At 52.0% G+C, this 13,368-nt stretch carries 15 protein-coding genes and 1 other annotated feature; of the genes, 7 read left to right on the top strand and 8 right to left on the bottom strand.

Translation table 11 applies throughout. From position 1 onward, the window contains the following. Position 1 precedes the first annotated feature (1 nt). From PSI9734_RS01720 to PSI9734_RS01690, 7 genes are read right to left on the bottom strand one after another with little or no spacing between them, the layout of a single operon-like run. Positions 2 to 1,132, bottom strand: coding sequence for an ATP-NAD kinase family protein (locus PSI9734_RS01720; protein WP_173919382.1), 1,131 nt, complete (start codon positions 1,130 to 1,132; stop codon positions 2 to 4). Next, positions 1,129 to 1,671: an elongation factor P hydroxylase gene (locus tag PSI9734_RS01715; RefSeq protein WP_173919381.1), complete on the bottom strand. Its 543-nt coding sequence runs from the start codon at positions 1,669 to 1,671 to the stop codon at positions 1,129 to 1,131. The genes PSI9734_RS01720 and PSI9734_RS01715 overlap by 4 nt, the downstream gene beginning before the upstream one ends. Before the next feature lie 5 nt (positions 1,672 to 1,676). After that, the gene (gene aroC / locus PSI9734_RS01710; RefSeq protein ID WP_173919380.1) at positions 1,677 to 2,762 is read right to left on the bottom strand and encodes a chorismate synthase; all 1,086 of its coding nucleotides are present in this window, start codon (positions 2,760 to 2,762) and stop codon (positions 1,677 to 1,679) included. An 8-nt stretch (positions 2,763 to 2,770) separates the two neighbouring features. Beyond that, on the bottom strand, positions 2,771 to 3,673 hold the full coding sequence (gene prmB, locus PSI9734_RS01705; protein ID WP_425500042.1) for a 50S ribosomal protein L3 N(5)-glutamine methyltransferase: 903 nt from the start codon (positions 3,671 to 3,673) through the stop codon (positions 2,771 to 2,773). 11 nt (positions 3,674 to 3,684) lie between these two features. After that, complete coding sequence (gene sixA / locus PSI9734_RS01700) at positions 3,685 to 4,197, bottom strand: phosphohistidine phosphatase SixA (protein ID WP_173919378.1); 513 nt, start codon at positions 4,195 to 4,197, stop codon at positions 3,685 to 3,687. Next, entirely contained in the window at positions 4,181 to 4,522 is a 342-nt protein-coding gene (locus PSI9734_RS01695; RefSeq protein ID WP_173919377.1) for an RnfH family protein, read from the bottom strand. The genes sixA and PSI9734_RS01695 overlap by 17 nt, the downstream gene beginning before the upstream one ends. Continuing rightward, positions 4,523 to 4,960 (bottom strand): type II toxin-antitoxin system RatA family toxin, encoded by a 438-nt coding sequence (locus tag PSI9734_RS01690; protein ID WP_173919376.1) that lies wholly within the window; start codon positions 4,958 to 4,960, stop codon positions 4,523 to 4,525. Positions 4,961 to 5,084: 124 nt separating this feature from the next. Between PSI9734_RS01690 and smpB the strand changes: the two genes are divergently transcribed. From smpB to trpA, 7 genes are all read left to right on the top strand, one after another. Continuing rightward, positions 5,085 to 5,564 carry an SsrA-binding protein SmpB gene (smpB, locus tag PSI9734_RS01685; protein ID WP_173919375.1) on the top strand — a complete coding sequence of 160 codons (480 nt, stop codon included), beginning with the start codon at positions 5,085 to 5,087 and terminating at the stop codon, positions 5,562 to 5,564. Between the two features lie 138 nt (positions 5,565 to 5,702). Continuing rightward, positions 5,703 to 5,798, top strand: a sequence feature (Trp leader region). Positions 5,799 to 5,889: 91 nt separating this feature from the next. Further along, positions 5,890 to 7,467: an anthranilate synthase component 1 gene (locus tag PSI9734_RS01680; protein ID WP_425500047.1), complete on the top strand. Its 1,578-nt coding sequence runs from the start codon at positions 5,890 to 5,892 to the stop codon at positions 7,465 to 7,467. Beyond that, positions 7,464 to 8,075: a glutamine amidotransferase-related protein gene (locus PSI9734_RS01675; protein WP_173919373.1), complete on the top strand. Its 612-nt coding sequence runs from the start codon at positions 7,464 to 7,466 to the stop codon at positions 8,073 to 8,075. Before PSI9734_RS01680 ends, PSI9734_RS01675 begins: the two co-directional genes overlap by 4 nt. Beyond that, a complete protein-coding gene (trpD, locus tag PSI9734_RS01670) occupies positions 8,075 to 9,079 on the top strand; it encodes an anthranilate phosphoribosyltransferase (protein WP_173919372.1) in 1,005 nt (334 codons plus the stop codon). The genes PSI9734_RS01675 and trpD overlap by 1 nt, the downstream gene beginning before the upstream one ends. After that, positions 9,072 to 10,460, top strand: a complete 1,389-nt coding sequence (gene trpCF, locus PSI9734_RS01665; RefSeq protein ID WP_173919371.1) for a bifunctional indole-3-glycerol-phosphate synthase TrpC/phosphoribosylanthranilate isomerase TrpF — start codon at positions 9,072 to 9,074, stop codon at positions 10,458 to 10,460. Before trpD ends, trpCF begins: the two co-directional genes overlap by 8 nt. Then, a complete protein-coding gene (gene trpB / locus PSI9734_RS01660) occupies positions 10,453 to 11,649 on the top strand; it encodes a tryptophan synthase subunit beta (RefSeq protein WP_173919370.1) in 1,197 nt (398 codons plus the stop codon). The genes trpCF and trpB overlap by 8 nt, the downstream gene beginning before the upstream one ends. Then, positions 11,646 to 12,482, top strand: a complete 837-nt coding sequence (gene trpA, locus PSI9734_RS01655) for a tryptophan synthase subunit alpha (RefSeq protein WP_173919369.1) — start codon at positions 11,646 to 11,648, stop codon at positions 12,480 to 12,482. The genes trpB and trpA overlap by 4 nt, the downstream gene beginning before the upstream one ends. Here trpA and PSI9734_RS01650 read toward each other — a convergent pair. Beyond that, positions 12,409 to 13,335 carry a TIGR01777 family oxidoreductase gene (locus PSI9734_RS01650; RefSeq protein WP_173919368.1) on the bottom strand — a complete coding sequence of 309 codons (927 nt, stop codon included), beginning with the start codon at positions 13,333 to 13,335 and terminating at the stop codon, positions 12,409 to 12,411. The genes trpA and PSI9734_RS01650 overlap by 74 nt on opposite strands. Between the last annotated feature and the right edge of the window lie 33 nt (positions 13,336 to 13,368).

Genomic DNA, 13,368 nt, shown 5'->3' with positions numbered 1-13,368 from the left:
CTTAGGGCGCAGCAATCTGCACAAACACCTCATCATGATAACCGGTGATCACTCGGATCACGCCGCTTAGCGCGTCATCCACCTGATGATCGCCGGTATCCACCAGTAACGGCCGACCAGCCAATTGCTGAAGTTTACGCTTACTGGCAACCACACGAATCGCATCTTTGCCCAGATGAGCGAGTAACTGCGCGCTTAACTGCTGGTTACCACGGCCGAACAAATGCCCCTGCCCGCCAATCACGGTGACCACAATAACTGCGGGTTGTTGCTCTGTAATGACCCACTGCTCCAACTGCCGCGCGGTAACATCTTGCGCTATTAGCTCACCATTTTTAACGACATCGACGCCAAGCAAGGTATTGGGCAACTGTAGATCTTCCATAATCGCGGCGACCGTTGAACCTGAGCCCATGATGTAAAGCACATCATCTTCCATGTTCTCGATCACCTCAGCTGCGATATCGGCCAGCACGAGTTCATCGCTTTCTTTGCCGCCCATTTTTACCGCTTGCACGTAGCGCAGCTCGGCCGGCACTAACAGTTCACCAAAGCGCTTTGCCCGCACTGTGCCCTGCCGAAATGCAGCCTCATCAATGTCCATAACATCGGCGTGGGTGACCGTGGTCAGCTCACCACTTACCATTTGTACGATAACCTTGCCCGCCGCGCGGGGGCTCACCGCATAGACACCAGAATGGATTTTCACACCGGCAGGTATTCCAAGAACCGGTTGTTGCTCGGGGCAAACCGCGTAAATATCCCGGGCGGTGCCATCACCGCCGGCGAACACCAGTAAATCAACACCAGCTTCGTCAATCAGCCGTTGCGCCAGAGTTTTGGTATCTTCCGCTGTCGATGGGGTTTGCCCCTGATAGATAACTTCACAGGGTAAATCGGCGAGTTCGCAGCTGGCGGCGCCCAACAGGCCTGCACCCGTTGAGATCTTAATCTGTGCTGACAATTCTTTGAGTTGTTCCAATGCCTGAGCCACACGCTGGGGCGCTTTCGCTTCCGCACCAAGTTGTTGCGCCAGCGCTGCAGTTTCAGCACCATCACTGCCTTTTAAAGCGACGCTTCCGCCTAGCCCTGCCAGTGGATTGACAACGAGCCCGATGTGAAACTTGTTCATGCAGCACCTTGGTAGTTAAGTAGTTGTTTAACTTCTGGCCAGGGTTGCTTGTAGGCTGTTGCCAGAGCACGTGCAAAGCACTCTGCACGTGCGGGCAAGCCCTGGGACAAATACGTTATCAGTTGTTCGTGCACGGCGGCGGTAAATGCCTCGCGATCGACCTCAGCGCCATGCAAATTATCGACGCTAACTTGAAAGGGAACGCCCGCACACAACGAAAACAGCATTTCCAGCGCTTGAGGCTTACGTTCCATCTGCTCGAACTCTGCTTGTTGTTGGGCATCGCGGCCATCGGGTTCATACCAGTAGCCATAATCTTCGAGTTGTCGCCTTTTTTCACCGGCAATACACCAATGAGCAATTTCATGCAGCGCCGAAGCGAAAAAGCCATGGGCAAAGATAATCTGGTGGTCTTCATCGGACGTGGCCGCCGGACGATAAAGTGGCTCATCATCACCGGCAACCAACCGAGTGCGGTAATTGGCGTAAAAACAGTCGTCGAAAATCGTAATTAAGCGTTGATAATCAGCTTGAGCCATAACTATCACTTCATAACATCAGGATTCTGTGCCCGTTGGCGTAACCAGTGATCAACAATCACTAAAGCCGCCATGGCTTCCACAATAGGTACGCCGCGAATGCCGACACAAGGGTCATGCCGACCGCGGGTCACAACGGTTTGTGCCTGCCCTAACGTATCAATGGTTTGGCCTGGTTTAGTAATACTTGAAGTGGGCTTAAAGGCAACTTCCGCAATAACCGTCTGACCGCTACTGATGCCGCCGAGCACGCCGCCGGCATGGTTGCTCATAAAGCCTTCAGTGGTACTGATTTCATCGCGATGTTCACTACCGAGCTGAGCGGCCACGGCAAAGCCATCGCCCATACTCACGGCCTTGACCGCGTTTATGCTCATCAGTGCTTTTGCTAGATCGGCATCGAAGCGATCAAACACCGGCTCTCCGAGCCCCACAGGCACACCGGTAACTTCTAACCGCACCCGAGCACCCACAGAGTCGCCTTGCTTTAACAGGTCACGCAAGTACTCGCCTGCTGCTTCCGCCATCCCTGCATCAGGACAAAACAGTGGGTTTTGCTGAACTTGCTGCCAGTCAAAGGATGCGCTAGCCGGCGTGGTTTGATGCGGACCAATCTGCACCACACCAGCATGGAAAACCACGCCAAATTGCTCGGCAAGCAGCTTCTTCGCAATCGCACCAGCAGCCACTCGCATGGCAGTCTCACGCGCCGACGAGCGACCGCCGCCGCGGTAATCACGGATGCCATATTTATGGTGATAGGTGTAGTCCGCATGCCCCGGGCGAAACAGGTCTTTAATGTCCGAGTAGTCTTTACTGCGTTGATCGGTATTTTCAATCAGCAAACCAATAGGTGCGCCAGTGGTGACCCCTTCGAATACCCCAGACAGAATCTTCACCTCATCCGCTTCACGGCGGGCGGTGGTATACCGACTTTGGCCCGGTTTACGACGGTCCAGTTCACCTTGTAAGTCTTCTGCAGACAACTGCAAGCCAGCAGGACAACCATCCACAATAGCACCAATGGCAGGGCCATGGCTTTCGCCGAAGGTGGTCACCCGAAACAAGTCTCCGAAACTATTTCCTGGCATAGCGCTTCCTAAAATTTGCTTTGATGTTCAAGCAGTTCATGTCGTGTCAGTAAGAATACGCCATCTCCGCCACGTTCGAAAGAGAGCCAGGTAAAGGGAACTTCGGGAAACAACTCGGCAAGGTGAACCATGGAGTTGCCCACTTCACAAATAAGAATGCCCTGCTCGGTTAAATGCTCTGGTGCCTCGCGCAAAATGGTGCGGACTAAGTCTAGGCCATCCGCGCCAGCAGCTAGCCCTAGCTCGGGCTCGTGGTGAAACTCGGCCGGTAAGTCAGCCATATCTTCAGCGTCAACATAAGGAGGGTTAGTCACGATCAAGTCGTAACGCTGACCTTTCACTGCGTTGTAAAGATCCGATTGCATCGGAAACACGCGGTGGTCAAGTTGGTGAAACGCAATATTTTCTTCGGCAACAGCCAACGCATCGGTCGAAATATCGAGCGCATCAACCTCTGCTTCGGGAAATGCGTAGGCACAGGCAATCGCGATACAGCCGCTGCCCGTACACAAATCAAGAATATGCTGCGGCGCTTCGGTTAGCCATGGCTGAAACTCTTGCTCAATCAACTCGGCAATAGGCGACCGTGGTACCAGAACTCGTTCATCTACTTTGAACGGTAGGCCTGCAAACCAAGCCTCACCGATGAGATATGGCGCAGGAATTCGCTGTTCTACTCGGCGCTGTAAAAGCTCAACGAAGGCCTGACGCTCTGCCATTGTGAGTGCGGTTCGACGAAACTCCTCGAGCTGGGTTAAGTCTAAATGCAATACATGGGCGAGTAATACGAGCGTTTCGGTTGCCGCATTATCGGTGCCGTGCCCGAAAAACACTTCTGCCTGCTGCAGTTGCGTCACTCCATAACGCCAATAATCGTCTACCGTTTTTAATTCTTGAATCGGTGATTCCACAAATTTCTCCACTATTGGTCGGGCTCAACCACGGCCATTCGAACAAACTTACCACGCCACTGCTCTGGCTCTATTAGCATTTCTGCGATGCCGGCGGTGGGAAATAAAATCGGCTCCATCGCGCTATCGAGCGCGGCAACCAGGTAGCTAACAAATGGCATGTGCGAAACAATCGCAACATGTTCAACTTTTGAGCCTCGCTGTTGCAGCTCGGCAAGCAACCAATCACAAACCTGCTCAGCTTGGCCATCAGGCGTAATCCCATCATTAACGTCATGTTCGGCAACGTTCACCTGACGCTCAATTAACGATGCTGTTTGTCGCGCTCGGATATAGGGACTTACCACCAACCAATCGAGCTGTTTTGCCCCCTGCTCACCTAAGTACTGAGCTAGCCAACGACCACTCATAATAACTTCTTGTTCGCCATGTTGGCTCAACGGGCGAATAGCATCGCCCTGCAAAGCTTGAGCGGGTAAGGCCTCACCATGTCGAATAATATAAAGCTTAACGTGTTTGCTCACGGCGCCGACCTCCAGTCACAGGGTCTGCACGACCATCATCTTTTGCCCGCTCAGCGCGTTTTCGGCGAATTGCTTTAGGATCAGCAATCAGCGGCCGGTAAATCTCGATACGGTCACCTTCGCGTGGCTGCTGGTCTAGCTTTGCAGCCTTACTCCAGATACCCACTTTTTGTTGGTCCAAATCTATTTCGGGAAAGTACTGGGTAATGTTCGACTGGGCAATACATTCCGCCACAGTGGCGCCTTTGGTTACTCGCAAGGGAATAATCTGTTGGCGCTCTGGTGTCGCGTAGGCGACCTCAATTTGAATGTGCTCTAAGCTCATTTAAGCGGTTCCATAAACGTGTTCAGCACGTTTCACAAACGCATCGACCATGCGACTTTGCATTTCGTTAAAAATATTCCCAAAAGCCAGCCCCAGTAAGCGATTCGCAAACTCAAACTCTAATTTAAGCACAATTTTGCAAGCTTGATCGTTTAATGGCTCAAAATACCAACCGCCGCGCAGGTAACGAAAAGGTCCATCGACCAGTTCCATACCGATCGCCGACGGGTGCTCAAGTTGATTGCGCGTGGTAAACGATTTACCCACACCAGCTTTACTAATATCCAAGCGCGCAACTTTGCTGGTCGCGGTTTGTTCAACGACCTGAGCCGAACGACAACCGGGCACAAACTCGGGATAGCTTTCAACATCATTCACTAGGGCAAACATTTGCGCATCGCTGTAGGGCACTAACGCGCTTCGCTCAATGCTTGGCATAATGGGTTCCTTGGCGGCTTAAAAATGCCCGCATGATACCGTACTTTAAGTCGCGAATCATCCATTCTAAAGTTTGCCCGATAAACAAATTTTCTTTTTAAAACGGATGCGTATAATAGCCGCCATGAGTAAATCTAAATCTAAAGCAAATTCAAATACCATCGCGCTCAACAAAAAGGCGCGACACGAGTATTTCCTCGAAGATAAATTCGAAGCGGGCCTCTCATTACAAGGCTGGGAGGTCAAAAGTATTCGTGCCGGCAAGGTCAATATTGCCGATACTTATGTCATTATCCGAAATGGTGAGGCCTTCTTACTAGGTGCGCAAATTCAGCCGCTTATTTCCGCCTCATCTCACGTCGTCTGTGACGCTGAGCGCACGCGTAAGCTTTTATTGAAGCAACGTGAGTTAGACAAGTTAATCGGCGCCAGTGAGCGTGAGGGTTATTCCATTGTCGCTACAGCAATGTACTGGAAGCGCCATTTGGTTAAGCTTGAAATTCATCTAGCCAAAGGTAAAAAGGCGCACGACAAGCGTGACACGGTTAAAGAGCGCGACTGGCAACGGCAAAAATCAAGAATTCTCAAACACAACGTTCGCTAACTTGGTGAAAAAAGCTGTTGACAGGAATAGTTTCCATCAGTTAATTTAGCGACATAAAGCTTATACAACTTCTCCAGCGTGAGATTTTAGATAAAACTGAGAGCAATAATGACAACGAACTACATTCAAAAATCAGTACAGTGGTGGTGGCATCTCCCGAGCTAGCGGGCGATGCATCTGTGCGTATTTGAAACGTATTTCGATGAAACCCGCTTTGTAAGCGGGTTTTTTTATGCCCGCTCGTTACGAATGAATTAAAGACGACTTGAGTAAGGGCTATAACGTGCAATTCGAACAACAACTTGGCTATTATCACTCGCTGCACATGCAGTTGCCATACATCGCCGATACCCAGCGACTGTATCAACGGTTATGCGGCAGCAAAGCAAATACTTTATTGCTCGATTCAGCGGAAATTCAATCGCGTAAACACCTAAAAAGTTTGCTTATGGTGCAAGCATCATTACAGATCACCTGTAACGGTCATAATGTATCCATTAAAGCTCTTACAGCTAATGGTGCACAGTTACTGCCTTTGCTTAGCGAGCGCTTGCAACACAATGCAGCTATCGAACTGAGTCCAGAACTATTAGAGTGTCGTTTCCGACAAGCGAGTACAGAGCTCAACGAGCTAGACGAAGAGCAGCGCTTACGTCATCAAAGTACCGAACAGCCGTTACGTGTTTTGCAGCATGAGCTAAAAGCCCTAAAAGGCAGTGCAGACCACGACTTTTCATTGTTTATCGGTGGTGTGTTCGGCTACGATTATATCGCCAGTATGGAACAGCTTCCCGCGGTTGCTTGTGGCGACAATAACTGCCCTGACTATCAATTCTATCTCGCCGAAAGCCTATTGGTGGTCGATCACCAAGAACAAACCACCGAGTTACTCGCAACCCTATTGAGTGGCCCAGAGTCGGCAGCGTATTACACCCGCTTAGCACAACAGTTAGGCGAAATCGTCGCCGTCTGCCAATTACCTTTAGCCACCGTCAAGGAAGAGGCGCAGCAGGCCCCGGTTAAACCAGCAAAATCGCCGACTGTAGTGGCTAGTCCAAGTCGCGACGTTTACGCACAATGGGTTGCGCAGCTACAGGAACACATCGCCGACGGAGATATCTTTCAGGTCGTGCCATCACGCCAATTTAGTCTGCCCTGCCCCGATAGTTTAGCTGCCTACGCACATTTAAAGGCCGCGAATCCGTCGCCGTACATGTTTTATCTGCATACCGATGATTTTACTTTGTTCGGTGCGTCACCGGAATCAGCCTTAAAATATACAGCGGACAGTAACCAAGTTGAACTCTATCCGATTGCAGGCACCCGCCCACGAGGTAAACATACCGACGGACGTATACACCCAGACCTCGACAGTCGACTTGAGCTCGAATTACGCTGTGATCAAAAAGAGCTCGCCGAGCACTTAATGTTGGTAGATCTGGCACGCAACGATTTAGCTCGAATCGCCCAGCCAGGCACACGTTACGTAGCAGATTTACTGCAAGTAGACAGGTACTCGCATGTGATGCATTTGGTGTCACGCGTGGTAGCTCAGCTGGCCGAAGATCTCGATGCTCTCCATGCGTACCGTGCCTGTATGAACATGGGTACCCTGGTCGGCGCGCCGAAAGTATCTGCGGCGCGGCTCATTCGAGATTATGAGCAACAGCGGCGTGGTTCCTATGGCGGTGCCGTTGGCTATTTGTCCGGACGTGGTGATATGGACACTTGTATCGTTATTCGTTCGGCTTTGGTGCGGGATAAACAAGCCTTTGTACAAGCCGGAGCTGGCATCGTCGCTGACTCTGTCGCCAGTGCTGAGGTGGCCGAAACTGAGGGTAAAGCACAGGCCGTTATCTCTGCCATTCAAGCCACCTACAATGTTGAGGACATGTCTGTATGAAGCCTGCTCGCATCATCTTAATCGACAACATTGACTCCTTTAGCTATAACCTGGTCGATGAACTGCGCCAACTTGGCTACCCGTTGGTCGTGTACCGTAATACCGTTAGCTTAGCCACGTTGCAACGCACGCTTGACGACTATCAAGGTCCGCAGCTTATATGTCTCTCACCGGGGCCCGGCCACCCTCAACAGGCCGGTCAACTCATGCCAATAATTGCGCATGCGAAAGGTCGATACCCGATGCTCGGTATTTGCTTGGGCTTTCAAGCGCTCCTTGAAGCCGCGGGCGCAACGGTTCGCCGCTGCAGCGAAACGATCCACGGCAAGAGCAGCATCATTGAATGCAACGCTCACCCAATTTTCGTCAAGCTTCCAAGTGCTCTGCCTGTCGCTCGTTATCATAGTCTTGCCGGTTACCAACTACCCACTGGCATCGAGCTTTTAGCAAGCTATCAAAGTGTTAAGGAAAGTATCCCTATGGCCGCCTACTTTAGCGACTTCCAGGCAATTGGCTTTCAGTTTCATCCGGAGTCAATTCTGACTGGGCGCGGCAGCCAACTGCTTGCGCAAACGATCGAATTTCTATTTTCTACGGAGCAACCGTAATGGACGCAATTAAACAACTTCTATCCGGTAACAGCTTATCTATGGATGCCAGTGAGCGTTTGTTCGATCACTTAGTGAAAGGCGAACTCAACGAAATCCAAATTACCGCCTTGCTTACGACGATGAAAATGCGCGGCGAACAGCCCTGCGAAATGGCAGGTGCAGCACTCGCCTTACGCCGCGCCGCCAAGCCGTTTCAACGGCCCAACCGATTAGTCGTCGACAGTTGTGGCACGGGTGGCGATGGCAGTAATACCATCAACATTTCAACCACTGCAGCACTGATCGCTGCAAGTATGGGGCTAACCGTTGCCAAACACGGTAATCGCAGCGTTTCGTCTCGCTCAGGCTCGGCCGACGTACTGGAAAGTCTTGGACTATCTGTGACCCAAGACCCAGAAGTCGCTGCGCGCCAACTCGATGCGCTCAACTTCTGTTTCTTATTCGCGCCTCATTACCATCCAGGCATTCGTTATGCCATGCCCGTTCGCCAAACCCTAAAAACCAGAACACTTTTTAATTTACTCGGACCACTGGTCAATCCGGCGCGTCCTGACGTACAACAGCTCGGTGTCTATGATCCCGCCTGGTGCCGTCCGCTAGCGGAAACGCTCAAATTGCTCGGCTGCAAGCGCGCCATGGTAGTTCACGGCTCAGGGCTGGATGAAATTGCTTTACACGGTGCCACGCAAGTGGTCGAATTGCGCGATGGTGAGTTGTTCGACTATCAATTACAACCTAGTGATTTCGGTGTCCAACAAGCCCCAGTCAACGCCTTGCGCGGCGGCGACGCTGACTTTAATGCTGCAGCGCTAATACGGATCCTTGAAGGCTCGGCGCCCGTAGCACACGCTAATGCCGTCGCAATTAGTACCGCTGGCCTACTTTACCTGGCCGGTCATTATACTACGCTAACTAGCGCAACCGACGCAGTACTTGAACATCTGGCCAGTGGCCAAGCCATGACCCACTTGCAGCAGTTACAGGAGTTTAATCGTGGCTAATACGATTTTACAAAAAATTGTTCATCAACGTCGCACCCGTTTAGGTGAGCTCGCCGAGCTGTACCCGTTGGCGGAACTCAGACGCGAGTTAAGATTAAGCCAACGCAGTTTGGCGAAAGCGCTGGCCAAACGCGACAGTAGTTTTATTCTTGAGTGCAAGAAAGCTTCGCCATCAAAAGGTTTGATCCGCGATAACTTCCATCCGGTTCAAATAGCACAGACTTACTCGCGCTATGCAGACGCCATCTCAGTGTTGACCGAGCCTGATTTCTTTCAGGGCGATTTTGCGTACCTAGCTGCGGTTAGCAGTGCTGTTGATGTGCCTGTATTGTGCAAAGACTTTATCGTTGAGCCGCTACAAGTGCTGTTGGCGCGCCACTTTGGTGCCGATGCAATTTTGTTAATGCTGTCCATTCTCGACGATGAGACCTACCGCGAACTGGCTCAGCTGGCAGCGGATTTCAATTTAGATGTCCTCACAGAAGTCAGCACAGAAGAAGAAATGCAACGCGCAACAGTATTAGGCGCAAACATTATTGGTATCAATAACCGCAACCTACATGATCTCAGTATTGATCCTAAACGCAGTCAGCAACTGAGCAAGTTAGCCCCCGCAGGTGCCCTTCTGGTGGCGGAATCTGGCTACAGCGAACATCAGCATGTGCGCGCAACAGCGCCTTTCGTTGACGGCTTTTTAGTGGGCAGCGCATTAACCTCACAACCGAATATTGACCAAGCCTGTCGCGAACTGATTTACGGTAAACACAAGGTGTGTGGCCTGAGCCAAGTTAGCGATGCCCATGTTGTGCGTGCGGCAGGAGCAGCGTATGGCGGGCTTATTTTCGTGCCTCATTCGCCGCGCGCCGTTACCCAGCAGCAAGCGGCACAACTCATCGCGGCAGAGCCTGATCTTCTTTGGGTTGGTGTGTTTGCCGATAGGCCGCTGGCTGAGGTTGCAACCATCGCCGTTGAACTTGGTCTGCATGCGGTGCAGCTGCATGGTCATGAAGACACCGATTACATCGCCCAGCTTAAGCAAGCACTCCCCGCAGGCACAGAAGTTTGGCAGGCCCACCGCGTCGAGGCGCCCCTACTATTGCCAACCAGTTTAGCAGATTTTGTGTTGCTGGATAACCTGCAAGGTGGCAGCGGCAAGACCTTTGCCTGGGAACTATTAGACAACCTAAAGCCAACCGAGCGCGAGCGCTGTATTCTTGCTGGTGGACTTGGTCGTCACAATTTAAACGAGGCCCAGCAAACCGGGCTGCAACGATTTGATTTTAATTCAGCCGTGGAGCGCACTAAGGGCGTTAAAGACGCCGGTAAAATTGTGCAGCTCTTTGAACAAATTCGTCAGTATGGGAAACAAAACCATGAGTAATTACCCAGCTTATTTTGGAGAATTCGGTGGCCAGTTTGTGCCAGAAATTCTGTTACCCGCTTTAGATCAGCTTGAGCAAGCCTTTGAGGACGCTCAGCAGGATCCCGACTTTCAAAACGAGTTTCGCGACTTGTTAAAAAATTACCTGGGTCGGCCAACGCCGCTCTCCTTGTGCCGTAACCTGCCCGTGGACAGTCCAAATGGCACGAAAATCTATCTGAAACGTGAAGATCTATTGCATGGCGGCGCCCACAAAACCAACCAGGTTTTAGGCCAGGCGCTGCTGGCGAAACGCATGGGTAAACACCGCATTATCGCGGAAACCGGCGCCGGACAACACGGCACCGCAACGGCCTTGGCCTGCGCCCTGCTCGACCTCGAGTGCATCATTTACATGGGCAAAAAGGACGTCGAACGCCAACAGCCGAATGTGTTCCGCATGGAATTAATGGGCGCTAAAGTGGTTCCTGTGGATACCGGTAGTGGCACCTTAAAAGACGCTGTCAACGAAGCGCTACGCGACTGGACCGCAAGTTATCACGATACCCATTACCTGCTCGGTACCGCAGCCGGGCCGCACCCCTTCCCCACCATTGTTCGCGAGTTTCACCGGATGATTGGCGCGGAAGCCAAAGCACAAATCGTTGAACGCGCCGGACGCTTGCCGGACGAAGTCATTGCCTGTGTCGGTGGCGGCTCCAATGCCATCGGTATGTTTGCGGAATTTATTGACGAGGAAGGCGTTGAGCTGGTCGGTGTTGAACCTGCCGGTAAGGGCCTGAAAACGGCGCATCACGGTGCCACGCTCACCGCTGGTCATCCCGGCATTTTGCACGGTTGTAAATCATTTTTGATGCAGACCGACGAAGGCCAAATTGAGGAAAGTTACTCGGTTTCGGCAGGTCTCGACTACCCTGGTGTCGGCCCGCAACACGCCTATTTGCAGAGTATCGGGCGCGCCCGCTATGAGTCTGTGACCGATGACGAAGCCTTGGATGCGTTCAAACTGCTGGCCGAGAAAGAAGGTATCATTCCGGCATTGGAATCGGCTCATGCTCTCGCTTATGCCCTGAAGCGTGCAGCAGAGCCGGACGCCCCTGAGATCCTATTGATCAACTTATCAGGCCGGGGGGATAAAGATATCGACCACGTTCGTCGTATTTTTCAACAACAGGAGGACGCCAAATGAATCGCTATCACGCCATGTTTGAACGACTTGACGCTGCCGATCAAGGCGCCTTTGTTCCCTTCGTGACCTTGGGTGATCCCAATCCGAAACAATGTCTTGAGGTCATCGATGCCTTAGTCGCCGGCGGTGCTGATGCCCTCGAGCTTGGTTTTCCGTTTTCCGATCCGGTCGCTGATGGTCCAACGATTCAAAAGGCGGCGATTCGCGCACTCCAGGCCGGCACTAAGATTGTCAATTGCTTTGAGATGCTGACGGAAGTTCGCGCCCGCTACCCGGATCTCCCTATTGGCCTACTAGTGTATGCAAACCTGGTGGCAAGTGCCGGGCTGGATAAGTTTTATCAGCGTTGCGCTGACGCGGGCGTCGACTCGGTGCTCATTGCTGATGTGCCGGAACGTGAGAGCGCGCCCTTTATTACTGCGGCAAAAGCTCATGGGATAGCGCCAATTTTTATTGCGCCACCCGATGCCAGCAACGAACGTTTGCAAAGTATCGCTGCCAGCAGCGAAGGTTACGTCTACCTGCTCAGCCGTGCCGGCGTTACCGGCACTGAAAGCACCATGCAAAAACCAGCGACTGCTGTGATCCAAAGCTTACGCGATGCCCACAGCGCCCCGCCTTTGTTGGGCTTTGGTATTGCGCGGCCAGAACATGTGGAAGCGGCACTAGCTGCGGGTGCAGCTGGGGCTATCAGTGGCTCCGCGGTGGTGAACCTTATTGCCAACTACCATGACAACCCAGCACAACTGAGCGAAGAGCTTACGAGTTTTGTGAAGACGATGAAGCAGGCAACAAACAATCGCGCAGCGCTGCTTCAGCAGAACCAAACTTAAATTCAAAGCCAGCTTCCTGCAACCGTGCCGGCGTTACGCGCTGGCCGGTGAGCAGCATCTGTGACATTTCGCCCAGCAAGAGTTTTAAAGCCCAAGCTGGAACCCGCATAAAATGTGACTTGCGTAGCACTCTCGCAATGCTCTCGCTAAACTCTTCCTGTGGTAGCGGTTGCGGTGCGGTGGCATTATAAACACCCTGGCAATCGCCATTTTCCAGCAGAAATTCGATGACGCGCGCGATGTCCTGCAGGTGGATCCAAGAAAAATACTGCTTACCGCTACCAAGCGGTCCGCCAAGCCCCAATAAGTAGGGTGGCAGCATTTTTTGTAAAGCGCTACCTTCCCCGGCAAGCACCACACCGGTGCGGATCACACAAACCCGAGTCTGTTCTGTCTGCGCGCTGAGCGCCAATGCTTCCCATTTCTGGCAAAGGTTATGGGCAAAATCATCTGGTAAGTCCACGGCTTTAGCTTCAGTCATTAGCTTATCGCCCTGCGCACCGTAGTAGCCAATTGCAGAGCCGCTAATAAATACCTTCGGCGGTTGATCACAGGCCTGAATACGCTTGCTAAGCGCTTCCGTGACCTGCCACCGACTTTCTTGTAGTCGCTGTTTTTGTTTCGCTGTCCAACGTTTATCGGCAATACCTTCGCCTTGCAGGTTAATAATGCCGTGAAAGTCGCTAAGCTGCTCTACCTCATCCAGACTCCCAAAGGCCTGTACGCCGTCGCCAAAACGCTCCATCGCTTCTTTTGGCTGGCGACTTAGGATGCTAATCTCATACTTATCACGTAAACGCGTGATAAGCTCAGAGCCAATCAACCCCGTTCCGCCGGTAATCAATACTTTCATTATTAGACTCCTCGTTATAGCTGCGCTACCTTT

The sequence above is a fragment of the Pseudidiomarina piscicola genome, from assembly GCF_902806985.1.
Lineage (GTDB): Bacteria > Pseudomonadota > Gammaproteobacteria > Enterobacterales > Alteromonadaceae > Pseudidiomarina > Pseudidiomarina piscicola.
The sequence above is the reverse complement of the archived record's forward strand: the minus strand, read 5'-3'. Positions and strand labels throughout refer to the sequence as shown.

Bases quoted from the DNA above. Each gene is read 5' to 3' on its own strand.
- PSI9734_RS01715 (WP_173919381.1), bottom strand. From the start codon at position 1,671: ATGGCTCAAGCTGATTATCAACGCTTAATTACGATTTTCGACGACTGT.
- PSI9734_RS01675 (WP_173919373.1), top strand. From the start codon at position 7,464: ATGAAGCCTGCTCGCATCATCTTAATCGACAACATTGACTCCTTTAGC.
- smpB (WP_173919375.1), top strand. From the start codon at position 5,085: ATGAGTAAATCTAAATCTAAAGCAAATTCAAATACCATCGCGCTCAAC.
- aroC (WP_173919380.1), bottom strand. From the start codon at position 2,762: ATGCCAGGAAATAGTTTCGGAGACTTGTTTCGGGTGACCACCTTCGGC.
- PSI9734_RS01650 (WP_173919368.1), bottom strand. From the start codon at position 13,335: ATGAAAGTATTGATTACCGGCGGAACGGGGTTGATTGGCTCTGAGCTT.
- trpD (WP_173919372.1), top strand. From the start codon at position 8,075: ATGGACGCAATTAAACAACTTCTATCCGGTAACAGCTTATCTATGGAT.
- PSI9734_RS01690 (WP_173919376.1), bottom strand. From the start codon at position 4,960: ATGCCAAGCATTGAGCGAAGCGCGTTAGTGCCCTACAGCGATGCGCAA.
- PSI9734_RS01680 (WP_425500047.1), top strand. From the start codon at position 5,890: ATGCAGTTGCCATACATCGCCGATACCCAGCGACTGTATCAACGGTTA.
- trpB (WP_173919370.1), top strand. From the start codon at position 10,453: ATGAGTAATTACCCAGCTTATTTTGGAGAATTCGGTGGCCAGTTTGTG.
- PSI9734_RS01695 (WP_173919377.1), bottom strand. From the start codon at position 4,522: ATGAGCTTAGAGCACATTCAAATTGAGGTCGCCTACGCGACACCAGAG.
- PSI9734_RS01720 (WP_173919382.1), bottom strand. From the start codon at position 1,132: ATGAACAAGTTTCACATCGGGCTCGTTGTCAATCCACTGGCAGGGCTA.
- trpA (WP_173919369.1), top strand. From the start codon at position 11,646: ATGAATCGCTATCACGCCATGTTTGAACGACTTGACGCTGCCGATCAA.